The following is a 22,177-nucleotide window of genomic DNA, read 5'->3' as shown; positions in this document are numbered from 1 at the left end:
GCTCAACGAGATGATCGACGGCCCAGAGGGCCTCCAGGCCGGTCTCCGGAGGTTCGGCTCCCGGACGCCAGTTCCGACGGAGCCGGCTGCAGGTAGACAACCGAGGCGATCGGTACGCGTGCCCTGATTCGGCGTTCCGTCTCGGCCAGCGCCCGGGCCGCTCCCTCCACGTCCCCGGACGAGGGCATCGTCACCCGGGCGGCGACCAGGAGGTCCTCCGGGCCCAGATGCAGCGTGCGCACCTGTTCGTACGCCTGAATCGACGGGTCGCCGTCCAGGACGGACACGATGGCGTCCTGGACGGAGGGCGCGGCGCCCTCGCCGATGATCATGCTCTTGGTCTCCCTGGCCAGCGTCACGGCGACCGCCACCAGCAGCAGGCCGATGGCGATGGAGCCCAGCCCGTCGAACGCGGAGTTCCCGGTGATGACCGCCAGCGTGACGCCGGCCAGCGCGAACGCCAGCCCCGTCAGCGCCGCGGCATCCTCCAGCAGCACCACCGGCAGCTCTGGCGCCTTGGCCTCGCGGATGAAGCGCGCCCATGACCGGCCGCCACGCACCCGGTTGGAGCTCCGTACGGCCGTGCGCAGCGAGAACGCCTCCATGACGGTGGCCGCCACCAGCACCCCGATGGCCCACGGCCAGCTTTCCAGCGGGTGCGGGTCGGCGATCTTCTCGTACCCCTCGTACAGGGCGAACAGCCCGCCCCCGAAGAACAGCACCACCGATACCAGGAAGCCGTAGAAGTAACGTTCGCGCCCGTAGCCGAACGGATGGGCCGGACTCGGCTCGCGTGCGGCCCGCCGGCGGCCGAGCATGAGCAGCACCTGGTTGCCGGTGTCGGCGATGGAGTGGATGCCCTCGGCGAGCATGGCCGACGAGCCGGTGAAGAGGAACGCCACAAATTTGGTGGCCGCCACCCCGACGTTGGCGGCGAGCGCCGCGAGTGTCGCCTGCTGTGATCCGTCCCGGCCCATCCCGCCTCCTCGTCGATGGGAGATCCCCTTACCCGAGAAGGCAGTTTTATCCAGACGGTGTCACATCGCGCCGGTCAGGCCGCTTCGAACCACACGGCCTTGCCTGCGTGGGTGAGATCGACCCCCCAGCGCTTGGACAACAGATGGACCATGAAGAGCCCGCGCCCGCCTTCGTCGCTGGGGCCGGATGGCCGGGTGCACGGCAGTCGAGGGTCTTCGTCCCAGACCTCGCAGCGAAGGGTGCCGCCCCGAGCCGAAAGGGTGAGGACCGGATCCCCTCGGGCATGTTCCACGGCGTTGGTGAGCAGCTCGCTGGCGAGCAGCTGCATGACGTCCATGATGTCGCTACGCCGATTGATCCCCCACTCGGTCAGCTTGTTGCTGACGAGGTGGCGTCCCGCCGGTATCGACGCCGGATCTTGTGGCAGCTCCCACGATGCCCGGTGGTCCTGGAACGCTGATTTCGTCCTACGCGCCAACTCCCGAAGCCGGCGGGTTGCCGCCTCCAGGGAGGGTTGTATGCGCATGCGATCCCCGTCTGGGCTCGTGGGTGACTGACTGCTACGGCGGTCCGGAGCGGCTTTGCTCAGCGGGCGTGGGCCGGAACAGGACAACACGGACCCGATCGGCAGACCGTAGATGTCGGCGGTCATCGCCCACCTCCCTGGCTGAGACGCTTGCTCTACTCCTCCACGATCCCCGCTGCGGACGGCCGCTGTCTTCACCACCAGCACCCATCTTCAACCCCGGGAAGCGGCACCTCGGCGTGCTAGCTAGCTGGGGTGTGAGCTCGCACGTCAACCCGCGGTCGCTGCCGCATGGGCCGCGCCCCGCCCGGCCGCTCGGGCCACGATCTTGCCTGCCCGGATCCGGACCGCGGCCTCGGTGGTGTCGTCGATGTCCGGGATTCCGATGGCCGAGGCGATGTCGGCGTGGTCGTCGAGGACGAGGCGGAGGCCCGGCCAGGCGTCCGGGGCGAACACACGCCGCAGGCATCCGGTGAGGTCGCCGATCCTGAGCCGTACGAGACGGCCGAGCTCGGCGGGATCACTGGTCACGACGGCCACGGTGATGCGGTCGCCCGGGCGGGCGGCACGGACGGCTTCCTCGGCCGCCTCCAGCCGGCCGCTGCCGAGGACCGCGATCACGCCGTCGGCGTCGAATCCGGCCGGGTGAGCGGTGATCTGGTCCGGCAACCGCGCGGGCGGCTCCCAGGCGTCCTGGACGGGTCGCGCGGGGGAGACGTAGGGCAGGTGCGGCGGGTTCCACGTGTCGGCGAGGTCGAGGCCGGCCAGGTGCTCGCAGGCGAGCGTCACGTCGAAGGGGTCGCCGAATCCGGGCGCCGCGTCGGCCAGGTGGCCGGCTCCGTTCAGCAGCGTGAGGACCAGCTCGGCCAGCCGCACCCGCCGCGTGTGGTGCGGTGCGCGTGGCTCCAGCGCCAGAGCGAGCAGCAGCGCCTCCAGCCTGGTGAGCTGTGCCAGCGCGGTGCGGCCGGGTTCGTCGTCGAACACCCCGGCCAGCGAGCGCAACTGCAGCTTCCCGCCGGCGGGCGTGTCGCCGGTCAACGGCAGCCGTTCGAGCCAGACGCGAGCGAACGCGCTCAACGCCGCGGCCAGGCCGGGCGGCGACGGCGGCTCCGCCGCGGCCGTGTGCTCGATCGAGTCGACCAGGACCGCGAGGTAGAGCGCGCGCTTGCTCGGGAAGTTCGAGTACACGGCGCCACGGGTCAGCTCGGCCCGCTCCGCGATCCGGTCGACCTTGGCGTCGGCGTATCCGCGCTCGGCGAACTCCTCCCTCGCCGCGGCGAGGACGGCCGCCCGGGTGCGTTCCTGCTGCTGCGCCCGGGTCAGCCTGACCATCGCGACCCCTTCGCCCCACTCCCTGAACGCTCAGATGTTCCCATCATCTGAACGATACAGGCGAAGGGCGCCGGCCGCTCGCCCATGTCAGGGGTGCGTTTTGGCGAGCAGGTCGAGGATCTCGGCGGTGGTGCCGGTCTCGCCGAGCCGGGGGAAGATCTTCTCGGTGCTGTGGCGGTGGGCTTCGGCGTCCAGGTCGGTCATGGCGTCGGAGGCCAGTGTCAGGTGGTAGCCGTGCTCGTGTGCGGCGCGGGCGGTGGACTCCACGCCGATGCTGGTGGCGATGCCGGTCAGGACGATCTGGGTGACGCCGCGGCGGCGCAGGTGGAGGTCCAGGTCGGTGCCGTAGAAGGCGCCCCAGTTGCGCTTGGTGACGACGATGTCCCGCGGGTGTCCCGCCAGGTCGTCCGCGATGAGGTCCCACCCCTCCGGCGGGGTGCGGAATGTCCGCGACGCCTGGCTGCGCCCCGGGGCGCTGTCGGACCCGTCGGAGGCGAAGGAGACGCGGACGAGGACGACGGGCAGGTCGCGGGTGCGGAACGCGTCGGCCAGCTCGACGGTACGGGCCAGGACGTCCGAGGAGCTGTGCGGGGCGCCGGGAGTGGCGAGGACGCCGTTCTGGAGGTCGATGACGACCAGCGCGGTCTTGGGGTCGAGGGTGGTGACGGACATGGTGGTGCCCTTTCTCATGCGGTGCGGAGTGTCATGACCGGTCGTCGCGCCCGACGCGGCGCAGCGAGCGGTCGGCCACGGTCACGATCAGGAACAGCCCGGCGACGACCACCAGGAGCCAGCCGAGGTGGTGCAGCCCGCCGGTGGTGGCGCCGTCCTGGTAGAAGGCGGCGTTGGCGGCTGAGGCGACCAGCGCGCCGAGGTACATGAACGTTCGGAGCAGACCGGCAGAGGAGCCCATGCGGGCGGGGTCGGCCTGCGCGTAAAGGGCGTTCTGGTTGGCCAGGCCGTTGAGCCCTTGCGGGATGCCGATGACCGCGCCGAGGACCACCAGGATCCAGATCGGCGTGGCGGAGTCGATCAACAGCAGAGTGGCGCAGCCGGCGACCTGTACGAGGCTGCCGACCACCAGCTTGCCGCGCACTTCGGGGCGGCGCCCGGTGACAGCCGTGACCGCGATCGCCGCCACGGACATGGGCAGCAGGATCAACCCGGCCGTGGACGGGCTGAGCGAGTGGCCCTCCTCCAGCCACTGTGTGAAGCCGTACAGGAACGCGTACGAGGTGACGAAGGCCAGGAACTGGCGGCCGTAGGTGGCCAGCAGCGGGACGTTGCCACCCAGCACCCGCAGATCGAGGAAGGGGGCGGCGGTGCGCAACTCGCGCACCACGAAGGCCGTGCCCGCCCCGACGCTGATCACCAGCACGGGCCAGCGGGCCGGTTCGGGGTCCATCAGGAACAGCATGAACGCGGTGAGCATCCCGGCGAACAACACCATGCCCGGGATGTCCACCCCATCGGCTTTCCCGCGCCCGGACAGCCGAGGCAGGCGCCAGGCGCCCAGGACGAGGCAGGCGGCCGACAGCGGCACGTTGACCGCGAAGATCAGGTGCCAGCCGCCCGCGCCGATCAGCAGCCCGCCCAGGGGTGGGCCGAGGACGGCGACGACCTGGTTGGAGATCGACAGGGCCGCCAGAACCCCGCTCGGGCTGCGCATGCCGGTCCGCTCGGACTCGGTACGCAGCAGGAACATCGAGGCCGGATAGGCCGCCGACGTACCGAACCCCAGGAGCACCCGCGAGACGATCAGCACCCACAACTGGGGTGCGAGCACGCCGATCAGCCCGGCGACGCCCACCAGGGCCGTCCCGGTCAGGTACAGCCGGCGCGGGCCGAAGGAGTCCACCAGCCGCCCGATGACGGGCTGCCCGACGGCGGTGGCCAGGTACAGGCCCGTGATCAGCCACGCGGTCTCCGACGGCGCCGCGCCGAAGGACCGGCCGATCGGGATGAGGGCCACGGCGAGCATCGAGGAGTTGATCGGGTTGAGAATGGAGCCCAGGATCATCGGCGCGATCAGCCTGCGGTCGAACCCGCCGCCGACCGGCTGCCGCAGAGCGTGAAATCGGGCCGAGGGCCCGGTCATGCGTGCGCCACGTCGTCCAGCAGGGTCATCGCCTCAATGACGGTACGCAACTGCTCGTCGGTATACCGCTCCCGCAGGGTCCGGGCCAGCCACTCCTCGCGGGCGCGCCGGTCACCGAGCCGCCGCTCGCGCCCCAGCTCGGTCAGGGTGACCAGCTGACGGCGGCCGTCCTGGGGATCGGGGTGCCGCTCGACCAGCCCGGCGAGCTCGAGCGTCGTGACGATCTTCGCCATGGACTGCGGGCGCACCCGCTCGGCCACTGCCAGGTCGCTGGCCGACGCGGGCCCCTCCTTGTCCAGCCGGGCCAGCACCGAGGCCTGCGCCGGGGTGAGGTCACCTTCGACGGCCAGGTCCTTGAGCCTGCGGCGCAGGCGGCTGAACACCACCCAGACGTCGCCGGCCGCGCGGGCCGCCAGGTCGGAATCTCCCATATCTCCACGCTAAAACCTTCAGTCTAAACTGTACAGTTTTAGCTGGCTAATGTGGGATTAGTCACGGTGCCGTGCCACTTGGCCTGTCATGAGGCCGACGAAGAGCCGTACGCCGGGCCAGTCCCATCCACCCGGCCGGGTGACCGCGTACAGGCGACGTCGCACGTCGATGCCGGGCAGCGGGACGAAGGCGACGTCTTCGCGCGCGGGCAGGAAATCCGGCACGAGCGCGATGCCCAGCTCGGCGGCGACGATGTCCAGCACCAGCTCCAGGCTGTCGGCCCGATGGGCCACGATGGGCGTGAAGCCGGCCAGCGCGCAGACTCTCGCCACGAGCTCGTCGTCGGCCTTGCCGCGCGAGTTGAGCACCCATGTCGAGCCGGCGTACGCGGCGAGCGCCGCGGGGGAGTCCACGTCCCCCGGCGCGCGGCCGTTCGCCGGCACGGCCAGCACCAGGGGCGTCTCGCAGAGCAGCAGCGAGGGGCTGTCGCAGGTCCAGGGCACCAGGTTGTAGTCGTAGACGAAACCCAGGTCGATCAGCCCGTCGTCGAGCAGGCCCCGCACCTCGTCGGGCTCGTGCTCGTGCAGCTGCGGCCGCAGCGCCGGGTGCGAGCGGGCCAGGCGGCGCGCGACCGGCAGCAGGTCGCCGGATATGGCCCCGGCGTAGGCCGCTATGCGTACCACCCCGCTCGGCTCGGCCTGCGGGTCCAGCGCGGAGCGCGCCTCCGCCACCGCGTCGAGGATTCCCCTGCCGTGCTCGGCCAGCCTGCGCCCGGCGGGGGTGAGCCGTACCCCGCGGCCCGCGGGCTCGACCAGGGCCGTGCCCATCTCGCGCTCCAGCGCCGCGAGTTGCTGGGAGACGGCCGAGGTGCCGTAGCCGGTGGCCGCGGCCACGGCGCGCAGCGTGCCGCGCCGTTCCAGCTCGACCAGTACGCGCAGCAATCGAGTGTCCACGTGGCAATTATCCGCTGATCGTGGACTGTTTGTCCGCAATTACGTGGTGGACGCGGATGGTGCCGATCGAGTGACATGTACGGCGTGACAGATACCTCCCTCATCAGTGCTCCGGCAAGCACGTCCCGCCATCGGCCGGCGGCGGTGGCGATGGCGGTCGGTTCGATGGTCTGCGTACAGATAGGGGCGGCGGCCTCCACCGGGCTGTTCGCGAGCGTGGGGCCGGCCGGGAGTTCCTGGCTCAGGCTCAGCTTCGCCGCCGTGCTGTTCGTGGCCGTCGCCAGGCCGCGGGTCTGGGCCATTCCCCGTGCGGACCTGGGCTGGTCGGTGGTGCTCGGCGTGGTCACCGGAGGGGTGACCGTCCTGTACGTGGAGGCCATCGCACGCATCCCGCTGGCCATGGCCACGGCGCTGGAGTTCCTCGGGCCGCTGGCGGTGGCCGTCCTGCACCGTTCAGGGCGGTGGGGCCTGGCCTGGCCCGCGCTGGCGCTGGCCGGTGTGCTGGCGGTGACCCGGCCGTGGCAGGGCGACGCGGACCTGGCCGGGGTGGCGCTGGCGCTCGGCGCGGCCTTCTGCTGGGCCGCGTACATCCTGCTCACCCAGCGGGTGGGCGAGCGCCTGCCGGGCGTGCAGGGACTGGCCATCTCGATGCCCGCCGCCGCGGCGGCCACGGCGCTCGTCGGCGTGCCGCAGGCGCTGCCCGGGCTGTCGGCGCAGGTGTTGTGGCAGGTGGCGGCGCTGACGCTGCTGCTGCCTGTCCTGCCCTACACCCTGGAACTGCTGGCCCTGCGCAGGCTGCCCAGTGCGGTGTTCGGCGTGTTGATGTGCTTGGAGCCCGCGTTGGCGGTGCTGGTCGGCCTTGTGCTGCTCGGGCAGGTGCCGGCCGGGGTCCAGGTGGCCGGGATCGTGCTGGTGACGGTCGCCGGGATCGGTGCCAGTCGCACGGCCCGTTCGTTGCGCTAACTTGAGTAGTAATGATCACGATTGGAGGCCTGTCATGACGGAGCAGGGCGGTGGCGCGTCGTTCGGGATCGACGTCACCAGGCCGAGCGTCGCCCGTATGTACGACTACTACCTCGGAGGAAAGGACAACTTCGAGATCGACCGCGAGGCCGTAGGGCGGGTCGAGAAGGCGATGCCCGAAATCCGTGAGCTGGCTCAGGAAAACCGGGCCTTCCTGCGTCGCGCGGTGCGGCACATGGCACGGCAGGGGATCCGGCAGTTCATCGACATCGGCTCCGGCCTGCCCACCGTGGGCAACACGCACGAGATCGCCCAGCAGATCGTCCCGGACGCTCGCGTGGTCTACGTCGACAACGACCCGGTGGTGCTGCAGCACGGTCGCGCGCTGCTGGCGACCGACCAGCACACCGCGGTGGCCGCCGCCGACATGCGGCGCCCGGCCGAGGTTCTGGGTCATCCGGAAACCGCCAAGCTCATCGATTTCAGCGAGCCGGTCGGTGTCCTGATGATCGCCATGGTGCACTTCCTCACCATGGACGAACAGAGCCAGATCATGAGCGAACTACGTGACGCCCTGTCGTCCGGGAGTCACTTCACGGCCACTCACGTCACCCGCGACGGTCACTCGGCGGACGCGGTGGCCCAGATCGAGGCCGTGTACGCGGCCACGCCGACGCCCATCTACTTCCGTGAGCACGCGGAGGTCGCCCGCTTCTTCGACGGATTCGATCTGGTCGACCCCGGTCTGGTCACCATCGACACGTGGCACCCGGACCCGGACGACCCGGCCCCCGCGGCCACGAGGTGGCTGTACGGAGGCGTCGGCCGCAAGCCCTGAGCGCCGTCGTCCCGAGTCCGATTCTGTGACTCTGCGTGAGATGCCAACCGTTACGGTCACGAACCGTGTGCTGACAAAGAGTCAACCCGCCATTCGTGTTGATTCTTCGCATCCGTACCTTGAAGTGCATCTGCCCCATCGGCATAGTGGACGGACCACAATGCCAGTCGTGGCGGAGGTTCTCGGGGGCGGTGCCGGTTCACGACTGCCCAGCGGCGCATCGCCATGCGCGGAATTGGACATGAAGGATGAGCTCGCCCCCACCGATCCGTACCAAGCTGCTCAGGATCCTCCTGCTTCCGCTGGTCTCCATGGTCGCCCTGTGGGGGTTCATCGCCTACTCCAGCGTGGAGGAGATCGTCACGGTCTCCCAGGCTCAGGACCGCTGGGAGGCCATCGGGTCGCCGGTGCACCAGTTGATCGTGGAGTTACAGAGGGAGCGGCAGCTCTCGGCCGAGGCGCCACGCGGCACGGCGGCGTACGCGCCGCTGTCCGCGCAGCGGCGGGTCACCGACGCCAAGGCCGAACACCTGCGCCAGGTCGTCGGATCCGTTGACGGGCAGTCGCCGGGCGGGACCCCGGCCCAGGTGCACGCGCTGCTGCAGGCGCTTGACGGACTACAGGCACTGCGCGAGTCCGCCGACGGCGGCGTGCTCGCTCCGCCGTTGGCGATCATCGACGCGTACAACAACCTGATCAGCGTCGCCAACAAGCAGTTCAACGACCGCGACGCGCTGAGTGACGTCTCGTCCTTCCGATCGGTGCGCGGCATGGCCGCCTACAGCGCCACGGCCGAATACCTGGGCCGCGAGCACGCCGTGCTGACCAGCACGATGGTGCGCCGGAGGATGTCACCGACCGACCGGGCCGCGTTCGTCGCCGCGTTCACCAGCCGCAGGATCGTCTTCGCCAACGCCGAGCGCGACATCGGCCCCGAGCTGCGGGTGAGCTACGACAAGCTGGTCGACGGCGGCGCGTACCGGCGGCTGCTGGAGACGGAGGACGAGCTGTTCACGTGGGACACCAGCGGTGGCGCGCCGCCGGTGGACCCCGCCGAGTGGAAGGGCGACATCGACTCCCTCATCGGCGCGATCGACCGCGACACCCAGACGGAGCTGGCTCGCACCACGGCCGAGGCCGAGGCGCAGAAGACCGGGGCGTACTTGCGGATCGGGCTGGTCCTGGCCCTCGGTCTGGCGGCGGTGCTGGCGTCTGTGGCGCTGTCGTACAGGTTCGGCCGCTCGCTGATCTCCGAGCTCAGCCGTCTGCAGGCGTCGGCGGTGGAACTGGCCGAGCAGCGGCTGCCCTGGCTGGTCGAGCGGCTGCGCCGCGGCGATGACGTGGACCCGGCCACCGAGGCGCCCGACCTCGACGCCGCCGACACCGCCGAGGTCGATCGGGTGGTGCACGCGTTCTCCGCCGTGCAGCGCACGGCGGTCGAGGCCGCGGTGGGCCAGGCGACCCTGCGCAAGGGCGTCGGCCAGGTCTTCCTCAACCTGGCCCGGCGCAACCAGGCGCTGCTCCACCGCCAGCTCGCGCTCCTCGACACCATGGAGCGCCGGGTCGAGGAGCCGGACGTCCTGGAGGACCTGTTCAAGCTGGACCACCTGACCACCCGCATGCGGCGGCACGCCGAGAACCTGATCATCCTGTCCGGCTCCGTCCCCGCGCGCCGCTGGCGCGACCCGGTGCCGCTGTTCGACGTCGTACGCGCGGCGGTGCTGGAGGTCGAGGACTACACCCGCGTCACCGTCATGCCGATGCCGGGCGCCCCGCTCCTGGTCGGCGGCGCCGTCACCGACGTGATCCACCTGATCGCCGAGCTGGTGGAGAACGCCACCGCCTTCTCCCCGCCCGACACCACCGTGCACGTCCGCAGCATGACGGCGGCCAACGGCTTCGCGCTCGAGGTGGAGGACCGGGGCCTGGGGCTGAGCCAGTCCATCCTCCACGACCTCAACGCCAGGCTGGCCGACCCGCCGGAGTTCGACCTGGCCGACAGTGACCGGCTCGGCCTGTTCGTGGTGTCCAGGCTCGCGACCCGGCACGGGATCAAGGTGTCGCTGCGCCGCTCGCCGTACGACGGGACCACCGCGATCGTGCTGCTGCCCTCCGCTCTGCTCGCCAACGCCCAGCCCTCGGCCGCCGTCGCGGCGGGACACCCAGCGGATCATGCCGTAACCCGCGCGAGCAGGCCCATGCGCGCGCTCGGCACGGCACCCGCCGACGCCAGGCCCAACGGGATGGCCATCGCCGCGGAGTCCGAGCGCGGGACCTGGTTCGAGACCTCCACGCCGAGAACGGACCCTATGACCGAGAGCGAGCCCGTCGCTGAGCCGACTCCGACGCCGGTCCCGCGCTCCGCCACGCCTCCAGGACCGTCCGTGGAGTGGAGCGTCACGATCCCGGCCCAGGCGGCGGACGAGGACCTCGACGGGCTCCCGATGCGGGTGCCGCAGACCAACTTGGCTCCCCAGCTCCGTGACGCCGCCGGGCGCGCGGATCGGCGCACCGTCCAGGGGCGCTCGCCGGAGGAGCTCGCCCAGCTCATGTCGTCCATGCAACGCGGCTGGCAGCAGGGTCGCCGCCAGGCGGAGCAGGAACGAGATTTGTGGAACCGAAAGGACGACCATCCCCATGCCTGACCCCAGAAGTGAACTGAGCTGGCTGCTCGACGACCTCACCCAGCGTGTTCCCGGCATCAGGCACGCCATCGTGCTGTCCGCCGACGGGCTGGCCATGGGCGGCTCCCGGAACCTGACCCGGGAGGACGCCGAGCACCTGTCCGCCATCTCCGCCGGCAGCCACAGCCTCGCCATGGGCGCGGGACGGCACTTCGGCATGGGCGGCGTACGGCAGACGATCATCGAGATGGAGGAGGGCTTCCTGTTCGTCACCGCGGCCGGACAGGGCGCCCGGCTGGCCGTGCTCGCCTCGGGCGACGCCGAACTGGGCATGGTCACGTACGAGATGGCGCTCATGGTCAAGCGGGTCGGTGAGCACCTCTCCGCGCTGCCGAGGGGAGCGGCGCCGGCACCCGCCTGGAACGGCGCGAAACCGTGACCGGGGAGGATCCCGGCCCGCTGCTCCGGCTCTTCGGGCTGACCGGGGGCAGGGCGAAGCCGCAGGGAGAGACGTTCGACCTGGTGGCCATCGTCACGACGGTCGGCGGCTCCTACGAGCTCACCGAACTGATCCCGGAGCACCGCGCCGTGCTGGCGGTGTGCCAGAAGCCCACGCCCGTGGCGGATGTCGCGGCGCACCTCAAGCTGCCGCTCAACATCACCCGGGTCATCCTGGGCGACCTGCGGCGGGAGGGCTTTGTCACCATCGAGAGCCCGCGCCCCGCGGCGCAGACGATCGACGAACGGATCTACAGGGAAGTTCTCCATGGACTACGCAGCCTCTGAGCCGGGGGCGACGGCGGTCGCCTCGGCCTTGGCCATCAAGATCCTCATCGCGGGTGGGTTCGGCGTCGGCAAGACGACCATGGTCGGCACGATCAGCGAGATCAGGCCGCTGCACACCGAGGAGTTACTGAGCGAGCGGGGCGTCGGGGTGGACGACACCTCGGGCGTGGAGTCCAAGGTCACGACCACTGTGGCACTGGACTTCGGCCGCATCACCATCCGCGAGGGGCTGTGGCTGTACCTGTTCGGCACGCCCGGGCAGGACCGCTTCTGGTTCATGTGGGACGAGCTGGCCCTGGGCGCGCTCGGCGCCGTCGTGCTCGCCGACACCCGCCGCCTGGAGGACTGCTTCCCCGCGGTGGACTACTTCGAGCAGCGCGGCGTCCCGTTCGTGGTGGCCGTGAACTGCTTCGACGGCGCCCGCCGCCACGACCCGGCCAAGGTGCGGCGGGCGCTCGCGCTGAAGGAGAACATCCCGATCGTGCTGTGCGACGTGCGCGAGCGCCAGTCGGTCAAGGAGGTGCTCACGACGCTGGTCACGTACGCGGTGAAGGGCGCCTGACCGTGCATGGTGCAGGCGCCCTCCATATGCGAGCTCGTCAGTGGTTCAGCCTCGGGCGTCGTGGGTGGCGCGGAGGATCTTCTCCGCCTCGGCGCCCGTGATGGTCTTCGAGGCGACGAGCCGGGCGACGACCCCGGCCACGTGGCGGGTGAGGTCCTTGCCGGAGTACTTCTCGTCCTCGATCAGGTCCTCGAGCGTGCAGCCGTCGGGACGGTAGCGGTTGCGGACGCCGCTGTCGGTCTCCTTGATGACCACGTGGGGCGTCAGGTCGGAGCCGGGGCAGGCGTCGGCCGGCGGGGTGTAGCGGAGGAGGCGGGCGCCTCCCTGGACGGCGTTGTTGGCGGCCTTGGTGCCGCTGCGGAACCACAGGTTGCCCGCGCTGTCCTGAGCGGAGCGGTAGGTGCCGGAGTCACGCAGGACCGTGACGGCCTTCGACAGGGGGTCGACGCGGAGCAGGTAGCCGTCGAGCGAGGCGTAGACGTGCTCGTCGGGGTTGACGTGGAGCTCGTCCTGGACGCCGCTGTAGCCGGCGGGGAGCTCGATCCGGCGCGTCACCTTGGCGGAGGCGGGGTCGAGGATGAACAGGACGCCGTCCGCCAGGCCCCAGAGCATGCCATCAGGGCCCTGGACGATCGAGGTGATCGAGCCGGCCCCGGGCACGGGGGTGAGCTCGGACGTCTTCGTGCCGGTGGCGAGGTCGTAGGTGAAGAGCTTCGCCTCTTTCGCCTTGGGGGTGGTGCCGCCTCCGCCGTTGATGGTGGTGCCGCCCCACAGGGTGTCGCCCCGGACCAGGAGGGAGATCACGCCCTGGTCGGCGACGGGGGCGCGGATCACGGTGTGCTCACCGGTGGCGTAGTCGTAGACCGTCAGGGCGCCGCCCCACAGGCCGTAGTCGGGGGTGCTGCCGATGTAGAGCTTGGAGGCGGTGGTGGCGAAGGCTTGGGGACGGTTCTGGCCGTCGCCGATGAGGCGGAACAGCTCGAGCGGGTTGGTGCCGGACTTGAACGGCCGGGACGGGTCGTAGACCATGACCCCGCCGTTCGGGTACGTGCCCAGGTACATCTTCCCCTCGTGCCAGAACCACCCGTCGGTCTGGGCGACGCGGCCCAGCTCGGTCACCTTCCCGCTGGCCGGGTCGAGCGTGGCGACGTTGCCGTTGATGTAGAGGTTCGTGTAGATCTTCCCGTCCTGGCCGGCGCTGACGTTGTTGATGTCGATCGGCTGGGCGGGGAAGGGCAGCTTGAAACGCTCGGAGGCGCCGGTGGCCGGGTCATAGGACAGCGCGTCACCGGAGTAGTTGCCGATCAGGGCGTAGAGCCGGCCGTTCACGAAGCCCCATCCCACGGCGGGGCCGCCCGCGACGACGGAGCCGGGGACCGCTTCCGGCGTGTCGGTCGTGAGGTCGTAGCGCCACAGAGCCGTGCCCGAGGTGAAGTAGACGTACTTGCCGTCGGCCACCCGGGTGGTGCCGCGCGAGCTGATGACGAAGTTCTCCGCGAGCACCGCGCCGGTGTCGGGGTCGAGCACCATCGCCTGGAGCTTGCTGCGTTTGACGAACAGCTTGCCGCCGACCAGGTTGATGTCGTACGGGTAGCTGGGGTCGCCCCGCAGCGCCTCCGGCCAGATGTCGCGCTTCTCCCCGGTCCGCAGGTCCATCCTGATCAGGTGGCCGGCGGAGCCGATGGCGGCCCACAGCACCTCACGCTCGGGGTCCACGGCGATGTCCATGGCGTACTGCTGGCCCTCGTACATGGCGCCCAGATCACGGAAGCCCTCGGCGGGCGAGTACGAGAAGGCGTGCGCGTCCGGGTAGGTGCCGCCGTAGATCTTGCCGTCCTTGCCCGGCTGGAACCCGTAGAGCACGGTCTGCCCGGCCACCGGCGCGCCCAGGTCGGTCGTCTCTCCGCTCGCGGGGTCGTAACGGTACACGTGCGCGTTGGGATAGCTGCCCGCGTAGACGAGGCCGTCGTCGGCCTGGGTGATGCCCCAGCCGCCCGAGGAGCCGGTCATCTCCGCCGTACGGAGGTGCTCGCGGGTCACGGGGTCGACCACGGCCACCACGCCGGGCGTGCCCATCTGGACGCTGTAGACGACCGGGCGCCCGGTCGCGTCGGTGCCGAAGAACCCTTCGAACACCGTGAGCGCCGTCGACTGGACGCCGAAGTCGGTGACCGAGCCGACCGGCGGCTGCGGCTCGTCCTGCGCCGAGGCGGGAGAGGCGGTGGTGACGAGTAACAAGGCTGATAAGAGGATCGTGGTGAATCGCATGTTCAGTTCCTCTCTGTGGCGATCCGGACCAGATCGCGGTTGCGCAGCGTGTAGAGGCCGCAGCCCCCGGGATCGGCCGCGAGCTTGGCGCCGTCGAACCAGTCGCCGGCGAGCCCGTCGGCGAGCGTGTGGGCGGTGAAGGTGGTCAGGTCCATCCGGTAGACCCGGTCGCCACGGCTGACGGCCTCGCCGGAGACGCCGTACACGCGTCCTCCTTGAACCGCCAGGTCGCCGCCGAAGCCGCCGACCTTCGCGGTTCTGGTCACCTGCCTGCGTTCCGGGTCGACCTCGAAGAACACGCCCGTGTCGGACACCCCGTAGATCCGCCCGCGCAGACGTACGACGTCGGCGATGTAGGTGGCACCCGGCACCGGCTCCATCTGCCAGAGCAGCCTGTGCCGGCGCAGGTCGTACGCGGCGAGCCTGGCGGTGCTGGTCTTCGGCGGCAGGCCGAAGCCCTCCTGGATGTAGGTGCCGAGGTAGGCGGTGCCGTCCCCGGCGGCGACGGAGTAGACGCTCTGGTCGGGTACGGCCGGCCGGCGCACGTCGAGCCCGCTGGTGTCCGGGTCGTAGAGCGACAGGGCGCCGCCTTCCTGGCCGGGCTCCGGCTGCGTGGCGATCACGATCATCCCGGTACGCGAGTCGTACGCCATGTCGCGCGGCCGGTCCTGCCGATTGCCGATCTTGGCCAGGAGGCCGGCCGTGTCCGTGCCCGGCTCGTGGCCGTACAGGAGAGCCTGGGTGTAGACGCCCAGGTACACGCGGCCGCCGACCTCGACCATGGACTTCGGCTCGCCGGGGATGCCGATGCGGCGCGATCCGCCGGACGCGTCGTGCACCTGCATGCCGCCCTTGCCGCCGGCGTAGACGTATTTCCCGTCGGAGAAGACGTTCATCGGCTGCTCGGGACCGGCGCGCAGGCCGCGGGAGATGAGGTTGCGGTACTCCAGGCGGGCGGTGTCCGGATCGTAGACGAACACCGCGCCGTCCTGGATGCCCCAGATCTTGCCCCCGTGCGCGAGCAGGCTCGGTGTCCCCGCCTCCGGATACGGCACGCCGAGCGTCTCCACCTCGCCGGTGCCGAGACTGTAGCGGTACAGCGTGCCTGTCGGGCGGCCGGTGAAGTAGACGTACTCGCCGAGGAAGGCCACCGAGGTGACGTACTTCTCGCCGGGCGCCTGGGCGATCCGGTAGTCGCTGGGATCGGCCTTGTTCAGCACCAGCAGCTCGCCCTGCGACGAGATGCCCATCGCCAGATGGGTGTCGTTCATGGCCATGCTGGCCACGAAGTCACGGTTCGCCAGCTCGGCCGGCAGGATCTCCTTCTTGGCGCCGGTGGCCCGGTCGATGGCCACCAGGTGGGCATGGGCGCCGACGCCCGCGTAGACCGTGCCGGCATCGGCGGCGATGCTGCGGACATACTGCTCACCCGGGCTGGCGACGCCGAGATCCCGGGTGGCGCCGGTGGCCGGGTCGTACTCGACCACCCTGCCCGTCTCCGACATGCCGAGGTACACCTTGCCGTCCGGCGAGGCGGCGATGTTCCAGATGAAGTGGTCGTCGAAGGCGGCGACCTTGGTGACGCGGCCGGTGAGCGTGTCCAGCTTGTACAGGTCGGAGGAAATGTGGGTGCCGATGTAGACGTCGGTGCCGATCTTGGCCATCGCCCAGGCCCCGATGCCTGTGGGGATGTCGTAGTGGGCGGTCACCTTGTCGGCCGCGACGTCGTACGCGCCCACCACGTTGGGTGAGAGGCCGCGGGTGACCACGTACAGGGTGTCGCCGACGAACTCGGCGTTACCGAGCGCGTTCGTGACGCTCGCGGGGCCGAGCGTGGTCACCGTGCCCTCGGCGGCGCCGCAACGGGACGGCGGGGCCTCGGCCTGGGCCAGGTGCGGCAAGCCCGGCAGGACCAGGCAGGCGGCGGCGGTGAGGGGGATCAACCGGCGTAAGAAGGACATACGGCTCCCGACTGGATCTCGAGATTACGGTCATACCTGGAACGTCGGTTCTTCGAAGCGATCTCGCGGAAATTGCGATAACGGTCCCGACCGTAATCAGATGATCGCCGTCGTGTCAACAACCCGCGCGGGGGCTCTTCATCCGGTACGCCAGTCGCCCGACCCGAGGGCGCCGGCCGCCTGCGGGCCCATCAGTCCCAGTCCGCCGTCGACGAACACGGTCGTTCCCGTGACATAAGAGGAGGAAGGGCTCGCGAGGAAGGCCACGACCGCGGCGACCTCGCGGGCGTCCCCCGGCCGCGGGACGGGGTAGCCCGGCCTGGTGCCGGGCTGCGGCGGCAGGTCCTCCTGTCCGGTCATCGGGGTGGCGATCTCGCCGGGCGCCACGGCGTTCACGGTGATGCCGTACTCCGCCAGCTCCAGCGCCAGGACGCGGCTGAGCATGCGCAGCCCACCCTTGGCCGCGCAGTACGGGCCCGCGCCGACCCTGGGATACTCCTCGTGCACGCTGGTGACGTTGACGATGCGGCCGCCTCTGCCCGCCGCGACCATGCGCCTGGCGGCCCGCTGGGCGCACAGGAACGCCCCGTCGAGGTCCACCGCCAGGACGGACCGCCAGCGCTCGTAGCCCATCTCGAGCAGTGGCTCGCTCGTGCCGGTGCCCGCGTTGTTGACCAGCACGCCGATCCCGCCCAGCTCCTCCGCCAGCTCGTCGACGACCACCGCCGCCCTCTCGGGATCGGTCAGGTCGTGCCCACGCACCGCCGGCACCTTGCCCAGCTCGCGTACCAGGGCCGCTGTCCGCTCCGCGCCTTCGCGGTCCATGTGGTACGTGACGCCGACATCGAATCCCTGCTCGGCCAGGGCCACGGCGGTGGCCTTGCCGATGCCGGAGTCCGCCCCCGTGACGATCGCCACCTGGTCGTACGCGTCGCTCATGATCCTCCTTCGGACGTGCTCAAGTGCCGAAAGCCGACCCGGCGAAACCGCGCCATTCGGTCACCACGACGGTGGCGTCGTCGTGCAGCACGCCGTCGTGGTAGTCGAGGATGTTCCTGATCAGCCGGCGTAGGGTCTCCGGGACCGGAAGGCTGGAGCTGCTGTGCCGGACGATGAAGTCCACGAATCGCGCCAGCCCGAACTCGCGGCCTTGGGCGGCCCCGGCTTCGACGATGCCGTCGGTGTACAGCAGCAGCCGATCGCCGGGCTCCAGCTGCTCCCGGCAGACGGTGACGGGCATGTCGAGGTCCAGGCCAAGAGGGTGAGCAGGCGGGCACGTCAACGTGGTGATCCAGCGGCCGCCGCGGATCAGCACCGGCAGCGGGTGGCCGCGGTTGATCCAGGTGAGCAGGCCGGTGCGCAGGTTCAGATCGGCCATGACGGCGGTCACGTAGCGGGTGCCGCGGCCGAACTCGCTGATCAGCACGCGCTCGATGGCCTGGCTGTTGGCGGTGAGGTCCATGTCCTGGCGGCGATGGTTGCGGCTGGCGGCCATGGCCAGGTTGGCGGTCAGCCCCGCCGAGACGTCGTGGCCCATCGCGTCGAAGACGGCCAGATGCAGGGTGTCGCCGTAAATGGCGTAGTCGAACACGTCGCCGCCCACCTCGTAGGCGGGTTCGATGACGGCGGCCACGGTCACCTCGGGGGTGGCGAAGGCGAGCGGCGGGAGCAGTTGCCACTGCATCTCCGCGGCCACGTGCATCGGCCGCGAACGTACCAGGCGCGGATAGTCGTCGCTCTGCGTGCGCTGGCTGACGACCAGGAGCGCGACCAGCCCGGCCAGGTGGACGGCGGCCTGCGGGACATCGGCCGTGTCGCTGCAGACCCGCAGCAGTCCGAGCCGCTCGGTGCCGTCCAGCAGTGGAACCCACCAGTAGCGCTCGCCGCGGTCCCCGCTCTGCGACAGCGGGCGCACCTCCTGGAAGGCCCGTCCCCCCAGGGTGCCGTCCACCCGCAGCTCGTCGCCCGGCTGCTCGACCTCGTCGTGGGACCGCAGCCGGCGCAACGCCACCTGCTGCAGGTCCGCCAGGTAGATCGCCACCTCGCCGAGGCCGGCCAGCGAAGCGCTCTCGGCGGCCAGCGCCGGCAGATGCTCCAGCGTGCTCATGTGGCTGGCCTCGAGCATGGCGACCAGCATGCGTTCGATTCCGCTGGATTCGCTCATGCCTTCCTGCCGGTACGGTCCCGCGTTCACGGCCGGCTCGCCACTCCTGCCATGGGTCAGGAGCGTCCCCGGCCGGTGATGGCGTCCCTGATGCGGTCCACGAGCCCGGCTCCCCGTGCCAGCAGCTTGTTGGCGGGCGCGGCGGGGTGCGGGCGGGTCGGGGCCAGCTTCTTGGCCTTCTGCACCTTGTCACCAAGCTCCGTCAGCTGCTCGGGCGGGCAGGTCTCGCGCAGCCGCGGGAACAGGTCGTTCTCCTCTTCCCGGACGTGCTGGCGGACCTGGCTCACCAGGAGCTCCACGGTGGGCCAGAAATCGTTTTCGTTCGGCTCGAGCCCTTCCAGCCGCTTCATCGTCCGCTCCGCCTCGTCGTGCTCGGCGATCTCCTGATCGGCCAGCTTGTCGCCGCCGGGCACGTGCTCGCGGACGGCCGGATACAGGTACTCCTCCTCGGCGATGGAGTGCCGCACCAGTTCGATGACCACTTTCTCCGCCAGAGTCTTGGCCGGCTCCCCGATGCCGCCGGTCATGTGCTCCAGCTCGCCGAACATCTGCTCGACCTCGCGATGGTCGTTGACCAGGACCGCGATCACATCCTGCTGCGTGTCCATGACGGCCTCCCCCCCGTGTCGTCTGGCTCGCGCCCGCGAACGCCGGCGGGCGTCCCTTGTCCCGTGCCCGGTGACGGCGGCGGAAACATGCATGACGAGGGGCGGCTCCGCTTCCTCGACGGGAAGGGCGACCGTGGCTGCCGTCAAGCCGTGGCAACCCATGGCAAATCGCGGACCGACGGATGCTGGCGGGTGGCCGGGCCGGATGCGGCGCGCTCCCGCGGGTCGTGCTCCTGGGACGGGTCGTCGTGCTGGATGGGGTGAACGGTGATGAGGAGGTCGGCCAGGGCGGCATGGGCATAGGCGATGGCCTGCGTCAGCTCCTCGCGTTCGGCTGTGACCGTGGCAGCGTGACCGAGCTGGCGGGTCAGCGTACGCAGCCGCGTGCCGAACCGCGCACACTCACCGATGACGTACGTGGTCACTTCGGCGATATCAGTCCCATCCGGCGGTTGCTTATCGATTGTGCTCATTCCGTCACACTAGGTTGATCCATCAGACAAGGCCGCAAGGCGCGGATACCGGCTGTGAGAACTTGACCTGCGCATTAAACCGTTTGTGGGCGATATGGGCATTCCGCCAAGATCAGGCATGACAGTGACACGTGAGCTGCTCGCCTACTACGAACAGGACAGGGAGCACAGCCGGCTTCGCGAAGGGCGCGGCCGGTTGGAGTTCTGGCGCACGCAGGACGTGCTGCGCCGCACGCTGCCGCCGCCACCCGCTCGGGTGCTGGACGTGGGCGGCGGCCCCGGTGCGCACGCCGAGTGGCTGAGCGCCGACGGCTACGAGGTCGAGTTGCTGGACCCGATCTCGCTTCATGTGGAGCGGGCCGCGGAGCTGACCGGAGTGACCGCGCGACTTGGCGATGCGCGGCAGCTGCCGGTGCCGGACGCGAGCGTGGACGCGGTTCTGCTGCTGGGCCCGCTCTACCATCTGCACGAGCGGGCTGATCGGGTGCGGGCTCTGACAGAGGCGCGACGTGCCGTACGGCCCGGCGGTCTGGTGGCCGCCGCGACCATCAGCCGCTACGCGGCCGTGCACGACACGGTCTACTTGGGTCTTTACCTGGACGAGCGGCAGCGGCAGGCCGCAAACGCGGCCATGGCCGACGGGATCATGCTTTCTCCCGGGCGGGGTTTCACCGGCTACCTTCACGATCCGGACGAGGTTCCCGGGGAGTTCGCCGACGCCGGGTTTCCCGAGGTCGAGCGGTACGGGCTGCAGGGCGCCTTCTGGCTCTACGGCGACGTCAACGACTGGCTTGACGATCCGGAACGCCGGGCGCTCATGCTCGACGCCCAGCGCTCGCTGGAGTCCGTGCCGTCGCTGCTCGGAGTCAGCGGCCACATGCTCACCGTCACCCGGCGGGACGGGTGACGGTCGGGGAGGGCTTGCCGGCCCACTCGGCGTCCTCGTCGTGACGTACTCGGGCATGTTGTTGATCTTGGCGCCGCAATCCTCGTCGGGCACGTTCGGCCAGTGCGACGAGAGGATGTCGTACGACCTGCGGCCCAGGAACATGCCGTCGGCGCGCTCGAACTGCTCGCCCATGATCCGGCCGAACCCTTCCTACGGCACGGGCGGAGGCCGGGACCACAAACGGCCCGCCCTCGCGTCGCAAGCTGCGAGGGCGGGCCCACACCTTGGGCGACCGTCACTTCTTGAAGGCGCCCTTGACCTTCTTGCCGGCGTCCTTGATCTTCTCTCCGGCCTGCTTCATGCTCCCCCGGGCCTGGTCCGTACGTCCCTTGTCCCGAAGCCGCTCGTCGTCGGTGGCGTGCCCGACGCTCTTCTTCGCTCGGCCCTTGAGCTCCTCGGCCTTGTGACGCAGCTTGTCCTTGGCGCCCATGTCCATGCCTTTCTATCCCCCGGAAGCTTCGTATCCCCGGACGTACTTCCACTTTCCGGACAGAAGGGACAGAAACACTGTCCGTGAAGGAGACCGATGGCGCCGTCATCTCCGGGCGCCGTAGGACTGCGGCAACCCCAGCGCCTGCCTCAGTTCACGGGCGTGAGCGGGGCGCGTCCGGCGAGCACGGCGGCCGCGTTCGCCACCGACAGGCCGCACATCCGCTCGCGCGTCGTCGTTCCCGCGCTGCCGATGTGCGGTGTGAGCACGGTGTTCGGGAGCTTGGCCAGCTCGGGGTCGACCCGCGGCTCGTCCTCGAAGACGTCCAGCCCGGCCGCGGCGATCGCCCCTGACCGCAGCGCCTCGATCAGGGCCCGCTCGTCGACGATGCCGCCCCGCGCGGTGTTGACCAGGATCGCCGTGGGCCTCATGCGGCGCAGCGCGGCGGCGTCGATGAGGTGCCGGGTCTTGGGCGTCAGCGGGCAGTGCAGGGTCACCACGTCGCTGCGCTCCAGGAGCTCGGGCAGCTGGACGAACTCGACGCCGAGCCGGTCCTCGTCGGTGAGCGGCGAGGACGTGGGCGTGGCGAGAACGGACATGTCGAACGCCCGCGCGCGACGCGCCACCGCTCGCCCGATCCTGCCGTACCCGACCACGCCGAGGGTCGCGCCGGCGCTGAGGTCGATGCCGAGCATCATCCGCGGCCCCCATATCCAGGGAGTCCCTTCGCGGATCAGCCGGTCGCCGTCGAGCACGCGGCGGGAGGTGGCGAGGATCAGCGCGAAGGTCAGGTCGGCCGTCGCGCCGTCGAGGACGCCGGGGGTGTTGGTCACCCGCACGCCGCGCTCGGTGGCCGCGGCCACGTCGATGTTGTCGTAGCCGACGGCCGTGTTGGCGACGACCCGCAGGCCGGGCCCCGCGGCGTCGAGCACCTCCGCGTCGATCCGCTCGGTCAGCGTGCACACCACCGCCGCCGCGCCCGCCACGTCGCGCAGCAGGGTGGCGCGATCGGGCGGCTCCTCCCCACCGACGATCACGGGATGGCTCAGCTCGCGGACCTTCGCCATGGCGGCGTCGGTCAGCGTGCGGGTGACGTAGATGTGGTTGTCCATCTGCCCTTCTCTGTCGATGGGACCTGTGCCGGCCACCCGGCTCCGCACGTCGAGGTACGGCTCCCAGCGGCCCCCACTACTATGCCGCGCCCCCGTTCCCTGCCGGAGGCGGGGGATCGG

Annotated in this window: 22 protein-coding genes; 7 read left to right on the top strand and 15 right to left on the bottom strand. The window is 70.5% G+C overall.

Features of this window, described 5'->3' with window-relative positions; translation table 11 throughout:
- Positions 1-2: 2 nt before the first annotated feature.
- The 7 genes from ACQPWU_RS44885 to ACQPWU_RS44855 all read right to left on the bottom strand — a co-directional run bounded on the left by ACQPWU_RS44885 (position 3) and on the right by ACQPWU_RS44855 (position 6,319).
- Entirely contained in the window at positions 3-977 is a 975-nt protein-coding gene (locus ACQPWU_RS44885) for a cation diffusion facilitator family transporter (protein WP_433431815.1), read from the bottom strand.
- Between the two features lie 74 nt (positions 978-1,051).
- Positions 1,052-1,630 (bottom strand): ATP-binding protein, encoded by a 579-nt coding sequence (locus tag ACQPWU_RS44880; protein WP_433431813.1) that lies wholly within the window; start codon positions 1,628-1,630, stop codon positions 1,052-1,054.
- A gap of 144 nt (positions 1,631-1,774) precedes the next feature.
- A complete protein-coding gene (locus tag ACQPWU_RS44875; protein WP_433431811.1) occupies positions 1,775-2,836 on the bottom strand; it encodes a TetR/AcrR family transcriptional regulator in 1,062 nt (353 codons plus the stop codon).
- Between the two features lie 87 nt (positions 2,837-2,923).
- On the bottom strand, positions 2,924-3,526 hold the full coding sequence (locus ACQPWU_RS44870; RefSeq protein ID WP_433431809.1) for a hydrolase: 603 nt from the start codon (positions 3,524-3,526) through the stop codon (positions 2,924-2,926).
- A gap of 13 nt (positions 3,527-3,539) precedes the next feature.
- Positions 3,540-4,934 carry an MFS transporter gene (locus tag ACQPWU_RS44865; protein ID WP_433431807.1) on the bottom strand — a complete coding sequence of 465 codons (1,395 nt, stop codon included), beginning with the start codon at positions 4,932-4,934 and terminating at the stop codon, positions 3,540-3,542.
- Positions 4,931-5,365, bottom strand: coding sequence for a MarR family winged helix-turn-helix transcriptional regulator (locus tag ACQPWU_RS44860; protein ID WP_433431806.1), 435 nt, complete (start codon positions 5,363-5,365; stop codon positions 4,931-4,933). The genes ACQPWU_RS44865 and ACQPWU_RS44860 overlap by 4 nt, the downstream gene beginning before the upstream one ends.
- A gap of 57 nt (positions 5,366-5,422) precedes the next feature.
- Complete coding sequence (locus ACQPWU_RS44855) at positions 5,423-6,319, bottom strand: LysR family transcriptional regulator (RefSeq protein ID WP_433431804.1); 897 nt, start codon at positions 6,317-6,319, stop codon at positions 5,423-5,425.
- 84 nt (positions 6,320-6,403) lie between these two features.
- Here ACQPWU_RS44855 and ACQPWU_RS44850 point away from each other — a divergent pair, with 84 nt between their 5' ends.
- From ACQPWU_RS44850 to ACQPWU_RS44825, 6 genes are all read left to right on the top strand, one after another.
- Positions 6,404-7,282: an EamA family transporter gene (locus ACQPWU_RS44850; RefSeq protein ID WP_433431802.1), complete on the top strand. Its 879-nt coding sequence runs from the start codon at positions 6,404-6,406 to the stop codon at positions 7,280-7,282.
- A gap of 34 nt (positions 7,283-7,316) precedes the next feature.
- Positions 7,317-8,120 (top strand): SAM-dependent methyltransferase, encoded by an 804-nt coding sequence (locus tag ACQPWU_RS44845; RefSeq protein ID WP_433431800.1) that lies wholly within the window; start codon positions 7,317-7,319, stop codon positions 8,118-8,120.
- A gap of 248 nt (positions 8,121-8,368) precedes the next feature.
- On the top strand, positions 8,369-10,765 hold the full coding sequence (locus ACQPWU_RS44840) for a nitrate- and nitrite sensing domain-containing protein (RefSeq protein ID WP_433431797.1): 2,397 nt from the start codon (positions 8,369-8,371) through the stop codon (positions 10,763-10,765).
- Positions 10,758-11,183 (top strand): roadblock/LC7 domain-containing protein, encoded by a 426-nt coding sequence (locus ACQPWU_RS44835; RefSeq protein ID WP_433431795.1) that lies wholly within the window; start codon positions 10,758-10,760, stop codon positions 11,181-11,183. The genes ACQPWU_RS44840 and ACQPWU_RS44835 overlap by 8 nt, the downstream gene beginning before the upstream one ends.
- Positions 11,180-11,530: a DUF742 domain-containing protein gene (locus ACQPWU_RS44830; protein WP_433431793.1), complete on the top strand. Its 351-nt coding sequence runs from the start codon at positions 11,180-11,182 to the stop codon at positions 11,528-11,530. The genes ACQPWU_RS44835 and ACQPWU_RS44830 overlap by 4 nt, the downstream gene beginning before the upstream one ends.
- Entirely contained in the window at positions 11,511-12,092 is a 582-nt protein-coding gene (locus tag ACQPWU_RS44825; RefSeq protein WP_433431791.1) for a GTP-binding protein, read from the top strand. Before ACQPWU_RS44830 ends, ACQPWU_RS44825 begins: the two co-directional genes overlap by 20 nt.
- A gap of 45 nt (positions 12,093-12,137) precedes the next feature.
- On the opposite strand, the gene ACQPWU_RS44820 is transcribed toward ACQPWU_RS44825, so the two are convergent.
- From ACQPWU_RS44820 to ACQPWU_RS44795, 6 genes are all read right to left on the bottom strand, one after another.
- A complete protein-coding gene (locus ACQPWU_RS44820; protein WP_433431788.1) occupies positions 12,138-14,360 on the bottom strand; it encodes a hypothetical protein in 2,223 nt (740 codons plus the stop codon).
- 2 nt (positions 14,361-14,362) lie between these two features.
- A complete protein-coding gene (locus ACQPWU_RS44815) occupies positions 14,363-16,321 on the bottom strand; it encodes a PQQ-binding-like beta-propeller repeat protein (protein WP_433431787.1) in 1,959 nt (652 codons plus the stop codon).
- A 138-nt stretch (positions 16,322-16,459) separates the two neighbouring features.
- On the bottom strand, positions 16,460-17,260 hold the full coding sequence (locus tag ACQPWU_RS44810; RefSeq protein ID WP_433431784.1) for an SDR family oxidoreductase: 801 nt from the start codon (positions 17,258-17,260) through the stop codon (positions 16,460-16,462).
- Positions 17,261-17,279: 19 nt separating this feature from the next.
- The gene (locus ACQPWU_RS44805) at positions 17,280-18,485 is read right to left on the bottom strand and encodes a PP2C family protein-serine/threonine phosphatase (protein ID WP_433431782.1); all 1,206 of its coding nucleotides are present in this window, start codon (positions 18,483-18,485) and stop codon (positions 17,280-17,282) included.
- A 56-nt stretch (positions 18,486-18,541) separates the two neighbouring features.
- Positions 18,542-19,093 (bottom strand): hemerythrin domain-containing protein, encoded by a 552-nt coding sequence (locus ACQPWU_RS44800; protein WP_433431781.1) that lies wholly within the window; start codon positions 19,091-19,093, stop codon positions 18,542-18,544.
- Positions 19,094-19,236: 143 nt separating this feature from the next.
- Positions 19,237-19,566, bottom strand: coding sequence for a hypothetical protein (locus ACQPWU_RS44795; RefSeq protein ID WP_433431779.1), 330 nt, complete (start codon positions 19,564-19,566; stop codon positions 19,237-19,239).
- A 118-nt stretch (positions 19,567-19,684) separates the two neighbouring features.
- On the opposite strand from ACQPWU_RS44795, the gene ACQPWU_RS44790 reads away from it, so the two are divergent.
- The gene (locus tag ACQPWU_RS44790) at positions 19,685-20,473 is read left to right on the top strand and encodes a class I SAM-dependent methyltransferase (protein ID WP_433431777.1); all 789 of its coding nucleotides are present in this window, start codon (positions 19,685-19,687) and stop codon (positions 20,471-20,473) included.
- A 277-nt stretch (positions 20,474-20,750) separates the two neighbouring features.
- On the opposite strand, the gene ACQPWU_RS44785 is transcribed toward ACQPWU_RS44790, so the two are convergent.
- On the bottom strand, positions 20,751-20,951 hold the full coding sequence (locus ACQPWU_RS44785; RefSeq protein ID WP_433431776.1) for a CsbD family protein: 201 nt from the start codon (positions 20,949-20,951) through the stop codon (positions 20,751-20,753).
- A gap of 143 nt (positions 20,952-21,094) precedes the next feature.
- Positions 21,095-22,057 carry a 2-hydroxyacid dehydrogenase gene (locus ACQPWU_RS44780; protein ID WP_433431774.1) on the bottom strand — a complete coding sequence of 321 codons (963 nt, stop codon included), beginning with the start codon at positions 22,055-22,057 and terminating at the stop codon, positions 21,095-21,097.
- Positions 22,058-22,177 lie beyond the last annotated feature (120 nt).

It is taken from the genome of Nonomuraea sp. CA-141351 (genome assembly GCF_050944675.1).
Lineage (GTDB): Bacteria > Actinomycetota > Actinomycetes > Streptosporangiales > Streptosporangiaceae > Nonomuraea.
The sequence above is the reverse complement of the archived record's forward strand: the minus strand, read 5'-3'. Positions and strand labels throughout refer to the sequence as shown.

What these genes read in the sequence shown, in the direction of transcription:
- ACQPWU_RS44805 (WP_433431782.1), bottom strand. Translation starts at nt 18,485, where the DNA reads ATGAGCGAATCCAGCGGAATCGAACGCATGCTGGTCGCCATGCTCGAG.
- ACQPWU_RS44795 (WP_433431779.1), bottom strand. Translation starts at nt 19,566, where the DNA reads ATGAGCACAATCGATAAGCAACCGCCGGATGGGACTGATATCGCCGAA.
- ACQPWU_RS44865 (WP_433431807.1), bottom strand. Translation starts at nt 4,934, where the DNA reads ATGACCGGGCCCTCGGCCCGATTTCACGCTCTGCGGCAGCCGGTCGGC.
- ACQPWU_RS44885 (WP_433431815.1), bottom strand. Translation starts at nt 977, where the DNA reads ATGGGCCGGGACGGATCACAGCAGGCGACACTCGCGGCGCTCGCCGCC.
- ACQPWU_RS44835 (WP_433431795.1), top strand. Translation starts at nt 10,758, where the DNA reads ATGCCTGACCCCAGAAGTGAACTGAGCTGGCTGCTCGACGACCTCACC.
- ACQPWU_RS44845 (WP_433431800.1), top strand. Translation starts at nt 7,317, where the DNA reads ATGACGGAGCAGGGCGGTGGCGCGTCGTTCGGGATCGACGTCACCAGG.
- ACQPWU_RS44870 (WP_433431809.1), bottom strand. Translation starts at nt 3,526, where the DNA reads ATGAGAAAGGGCACCACCATGTCCGTCACCACCCTCGACCCCAAGACC.
- ACQPWU_RS44825 (WP_433431791.1), top strand. Translation starts at nt 11,511, where the DNA reads ATGGACTACGCAGCCTCTGAGCCGGGGGCGACGGCGGTCGCCTCGGCC.
- ACQPWU_RS44810 (WP_433431784.1), bottom strand. Translation starts at nt 17,260, where the DNA reads ATGAGCGACGCGTACGACCAGGTGGCGATCGTCACGGGGGCGGACTCC.
- ACQPWU_RS44815 (WP_433431787.1), bottom strand. Translation starts at nt 16,321, where the DNA reads ATGTCCTTCTTACGCCGGTTGATCCCCCTCACCGCCGCCGCCTGCCTG.
- ACQPWU_RS44875 (WP_433431811.1), bottom strand. Translation starts at nt 2,836, where the DNA reads ATGGTCAGGCTGACCCGGGCGCAGCAGCAGGAACGCACCCGGGCGGCC.
- ACQPWU_RS44790 (WP_433431777.1), top strand. Translation starts at nt 19,685, where the DNA reads ATGACAGTGACACGTGAGCTGCTCGCCTACTACGAACAGGACAGGGAG.
- ACQPWU_RS44780 (WP_433431774.1), bottom strand. Translation starts at nt 22,057, where the DNA reads ATGGACAACCACATCTACGTCACCCGCACGCTGACCGACGCCGCCATG.
- ACQPWU_RS44860 (WP_433431806.1), bottom strand. Translation starts at nt 5,365, where the DNA reads ATGGGAGATTCCGACCTGGCGGCCCGCGCGGCCGGCGACGTCTGGGTG.
- ACQPWU_RS44800 (WP_433431781.1), bottom strand. Translation starts at nt 19,093, where the DNA reads ATGGACACGCAGCAGGATGTGATCGCGGTCCTGGTCAACGACCATCGC.
- ACQPWU_RS44820 (WP_433431788.1), bottom strand. Translation starts at nt 14,360, where the DNA reads ATGCGATTCACCACGATCCTCTTATCAGCCTTGTTACTCGTCACCACC.
- ACQPWU_RS44785 (WP_433431776.1), bottom strand. Translation starts at nt 20,951, where the DNA reads ATGGACATGGGCGCCAAGGACAAGCTGCGTCACAAGGCCGAGGAGCTC.
- ACQPWU_RS44840 (WP_433431797.1), top strand. Translation starts at nt 8,369, where the DNA reads ATGAGCTCGCCCCCACCGATCCGTACCAAGCTGCTCAGGATCCTCCTG.
- ACQPWU_RS44880 (WP_433431813.1), bottom strand. Translation starts at nt 1,630, where the DNA reads ATGACCGCCGACATCTACGGTCTGCCGATCGGGTCCGTGTTGTCCTGT.